At 66.4% G+C, this 12722-nt stretch carries 14 protein-coding genes; 3 read left to right on the top strand and 11 right to left on the bottom strand.

The window, feature by feature from the left end:
* Nucleotides 1–50 precede the first annotated feature (50 nt).
* The 4 genes from O2K97_RS13620 to O2K97_RS13605 form a co-directional block, all read right to left on the bottom strand.
* A complete protein-coding gene (locus O2K97_RS13620; RefSeq protein ID WP_269219666.1) occupies nt 51–1334 on the bottom strand; it encodes an outer membrane beta-barrel protein in 1284 nt (427 codons plus the stop codon).
* 21 nt (nt 1335–1355) lie between these two features.
* Entirely contained in the window at nt 1356–2333 is a 978-nt protein-coding gene (locus O2K97_RS13615; RefSeq protein WP_269221142.1) for an SDR family NAD(P)-dependent oxidoreductase, read from the bottom strand.
* Nucleotides 2330–3652 carry a UDP-glucose dehydrogenase family protein gene (locus tag O2K97_RS13610; RefSeq protein WP_269219665.1) on the bottom strand — a complete coding sequence of 441 codons (1323 nt, stop codon included), beginning with the start codon at nt 3650–3652 and terminating at the stop codon, nt 2330–2332. Before O2K97_RS13610 ends, O2K97_RS13615 begins: the two co-directional genes overlap by 4 nt.
* A 234-nt stretch (nt 3653–3886) precedes the next feature.
* The gene (locus tag O2K97_RS13605) at nt 3887–4678 is read right to left on the bottom strand and encodes a PhoH family protein (RefSeq protein ID WP_091752533.1); all 792 of its coding nucleotides are present in this window, start codon (nt 4676–4678) and stop codon (nt 3887–3889) included.
* Nucleotides 4679–4988: 310 nt separating this feature from the next.
* Here O2K97_RS13605 and O2K97_RS13600 point away from each other — a divergent pair, with 310 nt between their 5' ends.
* Nucleotides 4989–5516 (top strand): gamma carbonic anhydrase family protein, encoded by a 528-nt coding sequence (locus O2K97_RS13600; RefSeq protein WP_269219664.1) that lies wholly within the window; start codon nt 4989–4991, stop codon nt 5514–5516.
* Here O2K97_RS13600 and O2K97_RS13595 read toward each other — a convergent pair.
* The 4 genes from O2K97_RS13595 to O2K97_RS13580 form a co-directional block, all read right to left on the bottom strand.
* Nucleotides 5511–6452: a bifunctional riboflavin kinase/FAD synthetase gene (locus O2K97_RS13595; protein WP_269219663.1), complete on the bottom strand. Its 942-nt coding sequence runs from the start codon at nt 6450–6452 to the stop codon at nt 5511–5513. The two genes, O2K97_RS13600 and O2K97_RS13595, sit on opposite strands and share 6 nt — an antisense overlap.
* Nucleotides 6452–6913: a MaoC family dehydratase gene (locus tag O2K97_RS13590; RefSeq protein WP_269219662.1), complete on the bottom strand. Its 462-nt coding sequence runs from the start codon at nt 6911–6913 to the stop codon at nt 6452–6454. The genes O2K97_RS13595 and O2K97_RS13590 overlap by 1 nt, the downstream gene beginning before the upstream one ends.
* A 39-nt stretch (nt 6914–6952) precedes the next feature.
* Nucleotides 6953–7822 (bottom strand): TIGR01459 family HAD-type hydrolase, encoded by an 870-nt coding sequence (locus tag O2K97_RS13585; RefSeq protein WP_269219661.1) that lies wholly within the window; start codon nt 7820–7822, stop codon nt 6953–6955.
* Between the two features lie 187 nt (nt 7823–8009).
* Nucleotides 8010–9284, bottom strand: a complete 1275-nt coding sequence (locus O2K97_RS13580) for an EAL domain-containing protein (RefSeq protein ID WP_269219660.1) — start codon at nt 9282–9284, stop codon at nt 8010–8012.
* A gap of 109 nt (nt 9285–9393) precedes the next feature.
* On the opposite strand from O2K97_RS13580, the gene O2K97_RS13575 reads away from it, so the two are divergent.
* Nucleotides 9394–10176 (top strand): SDR family NAD(P)-dependent oxidoreductase, encoded by a 783-nt coding sequence (locus O2K97_RS13575; protein WP_066624513.1) that lies wholly within the window; start codon nt 9394–9396, stop codon nt 10174–10176.
* A complete protein-coding gene (locus tag O2K97_RS13570; protein WP_269219659.1) occupies nt 10166–11101 on the top strand; it encodes a lysophospholipid acyltransferase family protein in 936 nt (311 codons plus the stop codon). The genes O2K97_RS13575 and O2K97_RS13570 overlap by 11 nt, the downstream gene beginning before the upstream one ends.
* Here O2K97_RS13570 and O2K97_RS13565 read toward each other — a convergent pair.
* The 3 genes from O2K97_RS13565 to O2K97_RS13555 all read right to left on the bottom strand — a co-directional run bounded on the left by O2K97_RS13565 (nt 11059) and on the right by O2K97_RS13555 (nt 12686).
* Complete coding sequence (locus tag O2K97_RS13565; RefSeq protein ID WP_269219658.1) at nt 11059–11565, bottom strand: response regulator; 507 nt, start codon at nt 11563–11565, stop codon at nt 11059–11061. The two genes, O2K97_RS13570 and O2K97_RS13565, sit on opposite strands and share 43 nt — an antisense overlap.
* Before the next feature lie 66 nt (nt 11566–11631).
* Nucleotides 11632–12489 carry a M23 family metallopeptidase gene (locus O2K97_RS13560; protein WP_269219657.1) on the bottom strand — a complete coding sequence of 286 codons (858 nt, stop codon included), beginning with the start codon at nt 12487–12489 and terminating at the stop codon, nt 11632–11634.
* A complete protein-coding gene (locus O2K97_RS13555) occupies nt 12486–12686 on the bottom strand; it encodes a DUF2093 domain-containing protein (protein WP_269219656.1) in 201 nt (66 codons plus the stop codon). Before O2K97_RS13555 ends, O2K97_RS13560 begins: the two co-directional genes overlap by 4 nt.
* Nucleotides 12687–12722 lie beyond the last annotated feature (36 nt).

Raw genomic sequence — 12722 nt, 5'->3', positions numbered from 1 at the left:
TCCTGCGATGATGCCTTCAGGTTGTCAATCTTCGCGCTGTGGCCGTGCAGTCAGAATTGCGAGACGACCGCGGCGGACAGGCGGGTTGAGCGATAGCTCGGTCCTGCAACCGCGCCGGACGAGGATTGGTCGAGATAGGTCAGACCGGCGGTCAGGCCATAGCGACGGTTGAGGCGATAGATGACGCTGAAACCAGCGGTAAAGCGGGTGTCGGTGCGGCCGAGGCCGTTGTAGTCGTCCTCACTCCACGCCGTTTCCGCCGTAAGGACCAAGTTGCGCAGGAGTTCGTGGTCCGCGCCGATCGACACGTCGGTGCGCAGAGCGCCGGCCGCGCCGATCACGCCGGTGTCCTCGACGCTGCGCGTGGCGGTGGCGGTCAGAGTCGTCAGTTGGGTGGGGAACCACGACAGGCGCGCACGACCGCCGAAGCCGTCGAGATCGCCATAGGCTGGATCGTGGAAATTCTGGCGGATGTATCCGGCGGCGACCTGGCCCCGGATCAGCGCGCCCAGCTCGAAGTCCACGCCAGCCAAGGCTTCGTGGCCGGAAGAGGATCGTTCGGGCGACCCTGCCACCGTGTGATAGCGGCGGTCGTCGCGGGCGAGCTGAAAGAACAGGGCCGTGGCGGGTGAGAGGGCGTAGTCGGCGCGGCCGGTCAGGCGGACGGCTGTGCGATCCCGGTCGTCCTGTTCGATGACGGCGCCGGCGTCGCTCAGTCCATCGAGGTAGTCATAGCGAAGAACGGCGGCGTCGGCCGAGAGGCGCAATCGACCCCGCGTGCGCGTCGCCGCGAGCGAGGCGGAGGCCAACTCGAAGGCGATCGGGCGTCGAGCGACGGGGCCGGCCCCGGCGGCCGTGCGGGCCTCGTGATCGCGGGCGTAGTCGGCGGCCAAGGTGATGTCGACGCCTCGAACGATGTCGAGACGGCCGGCGCCGCCCAGGCTCCAGTCGGTCGTGTTCTCGCTGTCGAAGTCGAGGTTGCGGTCGATCTCGGCGCGGGCGCGGGTTTCAAACGCGTGGCGCGACCAGTTGGATCGGACGACGACTTCAGGCGTCAGGCGCAAGGTCGTTGCAGGCTGACGGTTGTCCTCGGCCGCGAAGATGTTGTCGTCATGGACGACGCCCCACTGAAGCCGGGGAAAGGCCGTGAAGCCGCCGGCCCGGATGCCGAGCGGGTCGTAGGCGGGTTGCGACCGATCACGCACGGCGACCGCACGGTTGCGAACGAAGAGGTCGATTTGCGCGTCTTGCGCCGACCGCAAAGCCTGAGCCGAGGCGTCGGTTGCGCCGGACATTATCAGGACGACGCCGGCCGGCAGGATTTCGCGTCGCATCGGCCCCCCAGCCTTCTTGCGTCAACCGTTCTCGTATTGACGCCACCAGGCGACGAACTTTTCCAGTCCGATCTTCAACGGGGCCTTGGGCTGATAACCGCACAGGGCGTTCAGCTTGGAAATGTCCGCATAGGTGGCGGTGACGTCTCCGGGCTGCATCGGCCGCATGATCTTGTTCGCGCTGACGCCCAGCGCGTTTTCCAGGGTGGAGATCATCTCCATCAGGCCGACGGGCTGGCTGTCGCCGATGTTGTAGATTTCATGCACGCCCTGAGCCGGGGGACGGTCCAGAATGGCAACCACGCCGTCGACGATGTCGTCGATGTAGGTGAAGTCGCGCGCCATCTTGCCTTCGCCATAGACCTCGATCGGCTCGCCACGCACGATCTTCTGGGTGAAGCTGAAATAGGCCATGTCAGGCCGGCCCCAAGGGCCATAGACGGTGAAGAACCGCAGGCCCGACTGCGGAAAGCCATAAAGCCTGGCGTAGCTCTGGCTCATCAGTTCGCACGAGCGTTTGGTCGCGGCGTAGAGCGACACCGGGTGGACGGTCGGATCGTCCTCTCGGAAGCCCGACCCTTCTAGCGGCCGGTCGCCATAGACCGAACTGGACGAGGCATAGACCAGGTGCGTCACCTCATTGTGCCGCGCGGCCTCCAGCATCGACAGATGGCCGGCCAGGTTGGACCGCTCATAGGCGAAGGGGTTCTCAAGCGAATAGCGCACCCCGGCCTGGGCCGCGAGGTGGACGATCCGCTTGACCCCGGCGTCTGAAACGAGGGCGCGCATCTGCGCGTGGTCGGCGATGTCGGCGCGGACCATCTTGAAGCCGTCTAGCCCTTCCAGCCGGGCGGCGCGGGCGGCCTTCAGGCGCGCATCGTAGTAGTCGTTGAAGACATCGACGCCGATTACCTGCTCGCCACGGTCCAGCAGACGCTCGGCGACGTGCATGCCGATGAAGCCGGCCGCGCCCGTGACGAGGATCGGCGCGCCCATCAGCCGCGCCCGATGCCCATGTAGCGGAAGCCTCGGCTCTTCATGTCCTCGGGCCGATAGATGTTGCGCAGATCGACCAGGACCGGCTGTTTCATCAGCAGCTTGATGCGGTCCAGATCCAGAGCGCGGAACTGGTCCCATTCGGTGACGAGGACCACGGCGTCGGCGCCGACGACGGCGTCATAGGCGCTGTCCTTCATCTGGATGTCCGGCAACAGCTTGGCGGCCTCATGCATGCCTTCGGGATCGAAGGCCTGGACGGTCGCGCCGGCGGCGATCAGAGCAGGCGCAATGTCCAGCGACGGGGCGTCACGCATGTCGTCGGTGTTCGGCTTGAACGTCAGGCCCAGGAGGGCGACCGTCTTGCCCTGGACGCTGGTGCCCAGGGTTGCGGCGACGCGGTCGGCCATGGCCTTCTTGCGGGCGTCGTTGACCTCGACCGTGGCCTCGATCAGCTTTGTCGGCGCGCCGTATTGCTGGGCGGTGCGGACCAGGGCGATAGTGTCCTTGGGGAAGCACGAGCCGCCGTAGCCGGGGCCGGCGTGCAGGAATTTCGAGCCGATACGCTTGTCCAGGCCGATGCCGCGCGCGACCTGCTGGACGTCGGCGCCGACGGCTTCGCACAGGTCGGCCATCTCGTTGATGAAGGTGATCTTCATCGCCAGGAAGGCGTTGGCGGCGTATTTGATCAGCTCGGACGTGCGACGGCCCACAAACAGCAGTGGGCTCTCGTTCAGGTTCAGCGGACGATAGAGTTCGCTCATGACCTTCTGCGCTCGGCCGCCGGTGTCGCCGGTCATGTCGTCGATGCCGATGACGACGCGGTCGGGACGTTTGAAGTCGCCGATCGCGGCGCCTTCACGCAGAAATTCGGGGTTGGAGACGACGGCGAAGTCGGCCTTCGGATTGGTCTTGCGGATGATCGCCTCGACTTCGTCGCCCGTGCCGACAGGGACGGTCGACTTGGTGACGACGACCGTGAAGCCTTCGATCAGGCCGGCGATCTCCTCGGCGGCGGCGTGGACGTAAGACAGGTCGGCATGGCCGTCGCCCCGGCGTGTCGGCGTGCCCACGGCGATGAAGACGGCGTCGGCCCGGCGAATGGCCTCGGCACCGTCCAGTGTGAAGAACAGCCGGCCTTCGCGTACATTGGCGGCGACCAGATCATCCAGCCCCGGCTCATAGATCGGGATTTCGCCCCGCTCCAGCCGCTCGATCTTGGACGGGTCCTTGTCGATGCAGGTGACGACATGGCCGAAGTCGGCGAAACAGGCGCCGGACACCAGGCCCACATAGCCCGTCCCAATCATCGCTACGCGCATCGAAATCCCTCATCAGCCGCGAGCCGACCTTTAGCGGGTGAGCGCGGCGGGGGACAATGGGCGTTTGGTCCAAGCCGTCAGATCGTCCCTCGCCGTCATTCCGGGGCGTCCGCAGGATGAACCCGGAACCCAGGTGGTTCGCACCCAGCGTTGAACGCATAGAGTCGAGCGTGCGGCCCTGGGTTCCGGGTTCTTCGCTACGCTCAGCCCCGGAATGACGACTAAGCCAAGTCTTCAGAGCACGCCGATCATCGAGGCGACCAGCGGGTGACGGACGATGTCGCGCTCGGCCAGACGCACCACGGCGATGTCGGGTACGGCCTCCAGTCGCGCCGAGATGTCCGACAGGCCCGAGATGCCGGGCAGCAGGTCCGACTGCTGCGGATCGCCGGTCACCACCATGGTCGAATGCCAGCCCAGGCGGGTCAGCAACATCTTGAGCTGGACGTAGGTGCAGTTCTGCGCCTCGTCCACGACGATGAAGGCGTTGTTCAGCGTGCGGCCGCGCATATAGCCGACCGGGGCGATCTCGATCAGGCCCTCAGCCATCAGCGCCTTGACCCGCTTCATCGACAGACGATCGGACAGGGCGTCGTAGAGCGGGCGCAGATAGGGGGCCAGCTTGTCCTCCATGTCGCCGGGCAGGAAGCCGATGGATTCGCCGGCCTCGACCGCAGGGCGGCTCAGGACGATGCGGCCGACCTTGCCCGCCTCCAGCGCCTCGACCGCCTTGGCGACGGCGAGGTAGGTCTTGCCGGTGCCTGCGGGACCCAGCGCCATGACCAGGTTGTGGTGGTCGATAGCCTCCATCAGTTCGCCCTGGCCCTCAGACTTGGGCTTCAGCGTCTTCAGATAGCCTTGGTCACGGTCGTCATTCGAGGGATAGGGCGACCAACCCGATCGTTCATTGTGGGGCGCGTGAAGCCGACGAACTTTCGACTCCTCCATGAAATCACGCGAATCCAGGATTCCGTGTTCACGCGTTTGACGCTTGGTTGCAGCACGCTTGGTCATGGACGCCTCCAGGGCATGAAAAAAGGCGGACCCGAACGGGCACCGCCTTGGATGGTCTTGGGGAGGAAGAGGTCGCGGCCTGCAGAGGAGCGGCCCGGATCGACAGCAGGGCCGTCTGCAACGGGGTGCGCCCGCCGCCGAACAACCGAACCAGGATCCCAACGCGCCACGCGAAAGCCCCGAGTAGATGACCGGATCGGGCTTGATCCGGTTTCGGATCCGGGGCCGAAATGGCGACCCACGAATCGCATCAACAGAATGATGCTATCGTGGTTAGCGATCCGTTAAAGCCCTCGTTTTTCAAAGATTAGGCGGTGTACAGATGACCATTTACGCTTTGGGCGACAGCAAACCGCAGCTTCCGCCGCAGGGCGAATACTGGGTGGCGCCAAGCGCATCGGTGATAGGAAATGTGATTCTCCACCCCAACGCCAGTGTCTGGTTCGGCGCCGTGCTGCGCGGGGACAACGATCCGATCACAGTGGGGCCTGACAGCAACATCCAGGACGGCAGCGTGCTGCACACCGACATGGGGTCGCCGCTGACGCTGGGGCGCGGCGTGACGGTGGGACACAAGGCCATGCTGCATGGCTGCGACGTCGGGGACTACAGCCTGATCGGCATCGGGGCGGTGGTGCTGAACGGCGTCAAGATCGGCCGGAACTGCATCATCGGGGCCAATGCGCTGATCACAGAAGGCAAGATCATCCCGGACAACAGTCTGGTCGTGGGCCAGCCCGGCAAGGTGGTGCGGGAACGTGACCCGGCGCACATCGCCGTGCTGCAGATGTCGGCCGAACATTATGTGCAGAACTGGAAGCGGTTTGCGGCGGAGCTTCGGCCTCTATGAGTGGCTGAGGACGGCCCGCGCCGCGGCGGCATCGGCGTCGATCTGGGCCTTCAGGGCGTCGAGACCGTCGAAGGTTTCCTCGCCACGCAGCCAGGCGACCAACTCCGTGTCCAGCGTCTGGCCGTAGAGGTCGCCGTCGAAGTCGAACAGCCAGACCTCCATCAGCGGAGTTTCCAGCGCATACATAGGACGCACGCCCAGGCTGGCCACGCCGTCGATCACCCGTCCGTCCGGCAATCGGCTGCGGGTCGCATAGACGCCGTAGGCGGGGCGCATGTAGTCGCCGAGCGCGATATTGGCCGTCGGCACGCCGATGGTGCGGCCGCGCTTGTCGCCATGGATCACCTCGCCCCGAATAGCGAAGGGGCGGCCCAGGATGGCGGCGGCGCGGGCCATGTCGCCGGCCTTCAGGGCCTCGCGCACGGCGCTTGACGACAGTTTCAGCCCGTCCGCGTCATCCAGCCGTTCGGCGACCGAGACAGTGAAGCCCAGCCTCTCGCCGTAGGCGCGCAAGGCCTCGGGCGAGCCGGATCGGCCCTTGCCGAAGGTGAAGTCGAAGCCGACGGCGGCGTGGCGGATGCCCAGACCCTCGGCCAGCACTCGTTCGGCGAAGGCGGCGTCGGTCATGCCGGCCATCTCGGCGTCAAAGGGCAGAAGATACAGGATGTCGACGCCCAGCGGCGCCAGGGCCTCGGCCATCTGGTCGGCCGTCATCAGTCGAAAGGGCGCAGCGTCCTTCTGGAACCAGCGGCGGGGATGGGGGTCGAAGCTGACGACGCCCAGCGGCGCGCCCAGCCGTTCTGCTGCGTCACGTGCGCCGGCGATGACGGCCTGATGCCCGCGATGCACGCCGTCGAAGGCGCCGACGGCGACCGCCGCGCCCTTCAGCGCGTCCGGCACCTCGCGCCAGTCGCGCCAAATACGCGCAATCTGCATCAACGCTGGGACGGTTTGCGCCGGCGGGGGACGCGGACGACCGCGACGCCGTCCATGATCATGGACTCGCCGACGAAGCCTTCGCAGCTGAGTTTGACCCGCGCGCTCTCGGGCTCGACCTCGATCACGGTGATCAGGATGCGCACGACGTCGTCGATCCGCACCGGCTGATGGAAGGCCAGGGTCTGGGAGATGTAGATCGAGCCGGCGCCCGGCAGGATGGTGCCGACCACGGCCGATCCGAACGAGGCGCTGAGCAGGCCGTGGGCGATCCGGCCGCGATAGGCGGTCTTGGAGGCGAAGGCCTCGTCCAGATGCACCGGGTTGAAGTCGTCGGAGGCCTCGGCGAACAGCCGAATGCGGTCCTCCGTCGCGACGACGATTTTCTCGGCCGCCATGCCGATGTGAAGTTCGTCCAGGATGTAACCACCGGACGGATGCTGCTGAACCAATTCGACCATGGATGAGGCTTTAGCGGCGGTGCGACAAAATGGCGAGCCTTACCAGTTCAGTTCGAGCGCGGCGTATCGCGCATAGGTCGTTTCCGCCTTCAGCAGGGCTGCGGCGCGGGCAGGGTCAAGCGCGCCGTCTTCGCCCTTGGCTTGGTCGCCGTGGATGCCCTGGGCGATGAACAGGCAGTCGAGCCCTTGCACGTTTGCGCCCATCACGTCGGTGACGACGCCGTCGCCGATGCACAGGACGCGCGAGCGATCGACGGAGCGGCCCAGCAAGCCTTCCGCCTCCTTGATCGCCAGATCGTAGATCGGGGCAAAGGGCTTGCCCGCCATCACGACCCGGCCGCCCTGCGATTCATAGAGGTCGGCCAGCGATCCGCCGCAGTAGATCAGCTGGTCGCCGCGCTGCACGACGCGATCGGGATTGGCGCAGATCAGTTCGATGTCGCGTGCGGCACCGACGGCGAACCGCTCACGGTAGTCTTCGGGCGTCTCGACCGTGTCGTCCACCGGGCCGGTGACGGAGATGAACGCGGCGTCCTCAGGCGACGCGGCGCGCTCGAGGCCAAGACCCGCGTACAGCGGCGCGTCACGTTCGGGGCCGACGATCCAGGCCGGACCCGGCGCGCGCTTGGCCAGTTCGGCGCGGGTCGCGTCGCCGGAGGTGACGAAGGCCTTCCATGCCTCGCGCGGCACGCCCAGCCCGTCCAGCTGAGCGATCACGTCCGAGGCCGGGCGGGGCGAGTTGGAGATCAGCACGACGTGGCCGCCCTCGCGGTTGAACCGGGTCAGCGCCTCGCAAGGCCCAGGCCAGCTTTCGCGGCCATTATGGATCACGCCCCAGACGTCGCAGAGCAGGATGTCGTAATCGCCGGCGACGGCGTCGAGGTGGGGCAGGGCGTGGGGGAGGGTCATGGGACGTTGGTAGCGGCTAGGACGCAGAGGCGAAAGTCTCCTCCCCATGAAATGGGGAGGGGGACCGCGAAGCGGTGGAGGGGTTCTTGAAGCGGGCTCGGCGCCTGCGATGGGGAGAAGCCCCTCCGTCACGGCGCAAAGGCGCGCCGTGCCACCTCCCCACGGAGTGGGGAGGAGACGGACTGTTTTAGCTGAACCGGCGACGCTGCTCGGCGCTGCGCAGGGTGGAGCGCAGGAACTCGGCCGGGGGGTCGGTCTCGGCCAGCACCTGTTCCTTGATGGCGCGGGGTTCGCCGAACAGGTGACCCTGGCCCATGCCGACGTCCAGTTCGAGAATGTCGACGACCTGGCGTTCGTTCTCGACCTTTTCGGCGATGACCTCGACGCCATAGCGGCGGGTCAGGGCGGCGAAGTCGGCCGCCTGGATGTCGGGCATGGAGCGTAAGGGGGCGCCGCCGTCCAGGTCCAGCAGTTGCTCGATCATGAGGTCGGCCGCGACCTTGATGAATTTGACGTCCGAGCGTTGCAGATCGGCGAAGTCGAGGTCCAGCGTCTGCACCTTGTCCAGCGAGAAGCGGAAGCCCAGGTCGGCCAGCTTGGCCATGTTGCGCGCCTCGATGGCGCCGCGCGCGTCGAAAGTCGCCTGACCCAGTTCGAAGATCAGCGCCTGGTTCAGGTCGCGGTTCTCGCTGAGGAAGTCCAGGAACTGCGGGAAGAAGGTCTCGTCGCCCAGCGAGGTCAGGGCTACGTTGCAGAAGACGCCGACCTTGCGATCCTGACGCGCCAGCCGCCGCACGATCTGGGCGCAGCGGAACAGCAGCAGATTGTCGATCGCCGGCACCAGGCCCTCGCCCTCGGCCAGGGACAGGTATTCCGCCGGCATCATGACGCGGTCGGTGGCGTCGCGCAGCCGGGTGAAGCTCTCGTAAAAGATCGTCCGGCGCTGGGGCAGGGAGACGACCGGCTGCAGATACAGATCGACGCGGCCTTCGCTGAGCGCCTCGTGAATGGTGCGCAGCAGGACATTCGACTGCGCCATGCGACGGCCCTCGAAGGTCTCGACGCCGATATGGGGCGCGGCGGCCAGGCGTTCGTCGATGCTTTCGCTCATCTGCTGGACGAGGGATTCCAGCATGCGGACCTCGCCGGTCAGGGCGTCGGTGTCGGACAGGACGCCGGTCTCGATGGCGTGCGCCAGTTCGGTCAGGGCGCCCTGGGTCGATTCCATCGCATCGGCGAGCAGGCGGTGGGCCTCGCGGACCTGACCTATTTCCTTCTTCAGGACGCGGCGCTCGGTGATGCCGGTGACGATGCCGTGGAAGGCGCCCAGCAGCCCGAGTGCGCCGAGCGTTCCGGCAACGCCTGCGCCGATCCCTAAGCCCGCGCGCCACAGGAAGGCGCCCACGGTCATGCCGAGGAACAGATAGGCGAAGTAGAGAAAGCCCGTTGTTACGTTGCGCATCGGCTGGCGGTCGGCCACTCCCGGATGGAATCGCCTGAGTATCAGGCTATCAATGTCATTCGGCTAGAGCGGGGCTGCAAATATCCCCGCCAAACCTACGGGAAACGCAATGGAACTGTTCGATCTGACCGGCAAGGTCGCAATCATCACCGGCTCGTCGCGGGGAATCGGCAAGGCCATCGCCGAACGGCTGGCCGAACACGGCGCCAAGGTCGTCATCTCGTCGCGCAAGGCCGGGCCGTGCGACGAGGTCGCCGCCGAGATCAACGGCAAGTACGGCGCCAAGGCCGATGAACCGCGCGCCATCGCGGTGCCGGCCAACATCGCCTCGAAGGAAGATTTGCAGCGGTTGGTCGATGAGACCAACGCCGCCTTCGGCCAGATCGACATTCTGGTCTGTAACGCCGCGACCAATCCCTACGCCGGGCCGATGGCGGGCATCGCCGACGACCAGTTCGAAAAGATCCTGCAGAATAACGTCATCTCGAACCACTGGCTTATCCAGATGGTCGCGCCGCAGATGGTGGAGCGCAAGGACGGGGCGATCCTGGTGATCTCGTCCATCGGCGGGCTTCGCGGCAACGCCCTGATCGGCGCCTACAACATCTCCAAGGCGGCGGACATGCAGCTGGTGCGCAACCTGGCGGTGGAGTGGGGGCCGTCGAACGTGCGGGTCAACTGCATCGCGCCTGGATTGGTCCAGACCGATTTCGCCAAATATCTGTGGGAGAATCCCGAGCTGCTGAAACAGGTCACCGAGCCGGCGCCGCTGAAAAGGATCGGTCAGCCCGATGAAATCGCAGGGACGGCGGTCTATCTGTGCAGCCCTGCGTCGGCCTATGTGACCGGCCAGACCCTCGTGGTGGACGGTGGATTGACGATTGCCTGGTAAGAGTAGCGATTGGCGACAGGATTTCGCATGGCGCCTGGAGGCCTTCGGCTTTCAGGCGCTGTTCGGTTTTCTGCGCCTGTTGGGTGTCGAGCGGGCGTCGGGGTTGGGCGGCTGGCTGCTGCGCACCCTGGGGCCGCTGACCGGCACGCAGAAGACGGTGATGCGAAACCTCCGCATCGCCTTTCCCGACATGCCGAGCGATGAGCGCGAGGCCCTCACCCTGGCGCAGTGGGATCAGACGGGCCGGACCTTCGCGGAGCTGGCGGTCATGGATCATCTGACGCCCGAAGGCGGGCGGGTCGAGGTGGTCGGGATGGAGCGGCTGCACGCCCTGCGCGACAGCGGCAAGCCGGCCGTTTTGATCTCGGGCCATCTGGCCAACTTCGAGGTGATGGCGGCGGTGATCATGGCGGCGGGCGTGCCGTGTCAGGTGACCTATCGCGCCGCCAATAATCCGTACGTCGACGCCCTGATCCGCCAGAGCCGGGAGCGATACGGCATCCGCCTGTTCGCGCCCAAGGGCGATGGGACACGCGAGCTGATGGCGGGGATGAAGCGCGGCGATTCCATCGCCCTGCTGGTCGATCAGAAATACAATCAGGGGCCGGAGGTGGAGTTCTTTGGTCAGCCGGTGAACGCCTCGCCTGGAGCGGCGAGACTGGCGTTGAAGTTCGATACCGTCATGCTGCCGCTGTCGGTGGTGCGGCTGCCGGGCGTGCGGTTTCGAGTGACGGCGCACGAGCCGATCGTGGTCAATCAAAGCGATGACAAGGCGGCCGATACGCTGGCCGGCATCCAGGCCGCCAATCGCTTCGTCGAGGACCGGGTCAGAGAGCATCCCGTGGACTGGTTCTGGGTCCACAAGCGTTGGCCGGACAAGGTCTATGCGGCGTTGGACCGCGAGGCGTCCGACCCTCGACGGTAAGGCCCAGCGTAGTCGGGCGTATCGCGGCGCCGACGGCAGGGGCCGATATAGCCATCGGCCTTGATGAAGGGGCGCGGCTTCATGATGACGGCGTTCAGCCGATCCAGCACGGCCTTGGCGGTGATCGGCTTGACGATGAACTCGGTCACCCCGGCGTCGCGGGCCTCGTAGACGCGGCTGCGTTCGGAATGGCCGGTCATCATGATGATCGGCAGATGCGGATTGGGGCTGTCGGGGCTGGTGCGGACCAGGCGGGTGAACTCGACGCCGTCCAGCGGGAACATGTTGAAATCGACGATGGCCAGATCGATCGCGTGGCGACGCAGCAGGTCGAAGGCGGTCGCGCCCTCGGCCGCCTCATAGACGTTGCGGATGTCGGCCGAGTGCAACACGGCGGCAGCGATCGCGCGCATGTTCTGATTGTCGTCCACGAGCAGGACGTTCAGCGATTTCAGTGAGATCATCGGGGCCTGCCAGAGATTGGCGCGAGGCTAAGGGGATATGCGTAGTCTCGCAAGAGGAGCCCTTGATCAGGCGAGGGTTTCTGGAGCCTGCGCGCCGACCATCAGCGACGGGTCAAGGTTGCGATCGCGCCATTTCATGCGCCAGCACAGGTGCGGGCCGGTGGCGCGGCCGGTCATTCCGACGCGGCCCAGCGGATCGCCGCGCCGGACGCGCTGACCCAGCGCCACATCCAGCCGCGACTGGTGCAGATAGCAGCTGTTCAGGCCCTGACCGTGGTCGACCAGGGTCAGGCCGCCCTCGAAATGCATATCGGGGCGCACGAAGGCGATGCGGCCGTTGGCGGGGGCGCGGATGACGCTGCCCTGCGGCGCGGCGAGATCGATGCCGTAATGGGGCCGGGCGGGCGTGCCGTTCAGGACGCGCTGAGCGCCCCAGGCGCTGGAGACCCGGTAGCTCTCCAGCGGCCAGACGAAGCCGTCCTTGAAGTCGTCGGTGTCGATGCGGCTGGCGAAGCCCTCGGTCTTCAGCGCGATCTCCTGCTGGATGCGGGCCAGGAGGGCGGGATCGCTGGGCTCGACGGTCGAGGGCGGCAGGCCGTTCACGCTGGTTGACGGGAAGGCGTAGGGGGCGATGGCGAGCGTGCGTCGGGCGGACCGGTCGCCGGACCGGGCTTCGACCTGGGTGGTTGGACCGGCGTCGCGGTCGAAGCCGATCACGAAGAGGCCGGCGGCCGAGGCGGTCGTCAGAGCCTCGCCGTCGACGAAGATCAGGGCGCGCGGCGCGGTGCGACCGAAGGCGTAGCCGCCCTGACGCCAGGCGCCGTTCAAGGCCAGCGGCAGGACGTTGCTGTCCTCAGCCATCAGCGGGGCGGCGATCAGGCTGGCGCCCGCGCCGGTCAGAAGGGCGCGGCGCGACAAGATCATTTTGCGCCCTGCTGGGCCGCGAGGAATTCGGCGGGCCCGAAATAGGGCTGCTGGCGGCTGGGGCTCCAGTAGCGGAGGACTTCCAGCGGGATCGGTTTGTCCGTGACGGCGCAGCGCACGAAGCGGCCGGGCTTCAAGACGGCGAACTCGCCGTCGCCATAGTGAAGGACGGCCTGATCTGCGGCGATTTTGTCCATGAGCGGACGATAGCGGGCGGCGGACGGCGCGGAAAG

Origin of the sequence: Brevundimonas vesicularis (genome assembly GCF_027105095.1) — a bacterium.
GTDB lineage: Bacteria > Pseudomonadota > Alphaproteobacteria > Caulobacterales > Caulobacteraceae > Brevundimonas > Brevundimonas vesicularis_E.
The sequence above is the reverse complement of the archived record's forward strand: the minus strand, read 5'-3'. Positions and strand labels throughout refer to the sequence as shown.

What these genes read in the sequence shown, in the direction of transcription:
- O2K97_RS13620 (WP_269219666.1), bottom strand. Translation starts at nt 1,334, where the DNA reads ATGCGACGCGAAATCCTGCCGGCCGGCGTCGTCCTGATAATGTCCGGC.
- O2K97_RS13555 (WP_269219656.1), bottom strand. Translation starts at nt 12,686, where the DNA reads ATGGACAAAATCGCCGCAGATCAGGCCGTCCTTCACTATGGCGACGGC.
- O2K97_RS13585 (WP_269219661.1), bottom strand. Translation starts at nt 7,822, where the DNA reads ATGACCCTCCCCCACGCCCTGCCCCACCTCGACGCCGTCGCCGGCGAT.
- O2K97_RS13590 (WP_269219662.1), bottom strand. Translation starts at nt 6,913, where the DNA reads ATGGTCGAATTGGTTCAGCAGCATCCGTCCGGTGGTTACATCCTGGAC.
- O2K97_RS13595 (WP_269219663.1), bottom strand. Translation starts at nt 6,452, where the DNA reads ATGCAGATTGCGCGTATTTGGCGCGACTGGCGCGAGGTGCCGGACGCG.
- O2K97_RS13580 (WP_269219660.1), bottom strand. Translation starts at nt 9,284, where the DNA reads ATGCGCAACGTAACAACGGGCTTTCTCTACTTCGCCTATCTGTTCCTC.
- O2K97_RS13610 (WP_269219665.1), bottom strand. Translation starts at nt 3,652, where the DNA reads ATGCGCGTAGCGATGATTGGGACGGGCTATGTGGGCCTGGTGTCCGGC.
- O2K97_RS13560 (WP_269219657.1), bottom strand. Translation starts at nt 12,489, where the DNA reads ATGATCTTGTCGCGCCGCGCCCTTCTGACCGGCGCGGGCGCCAGCCTG.
- O2K97_RS13600 (WP_269219664.1), top strand. Translation starts at nt 4,989, where the DNA reads ATGACCATTTACGCTTTGGGCGACAGCAAACCGCAGCTTCCGCCGCAG.
- O2K97_RS13565 (WP_269219658.1), bottom strand. Translation starts at nt 11,565, where the DNA reads ATGATCTCACTGAAATCGCTGAACGTCCTGCTCGTGGACGACAATCAG.
- O2K97_RS13575 (WP_066624513.1), top strand. Translation starts at nt 9,394, where the DNA reads ATGGAACTGTTCGATCTGACCGGCAAGGTCGCAATCATCACCGGCTCG.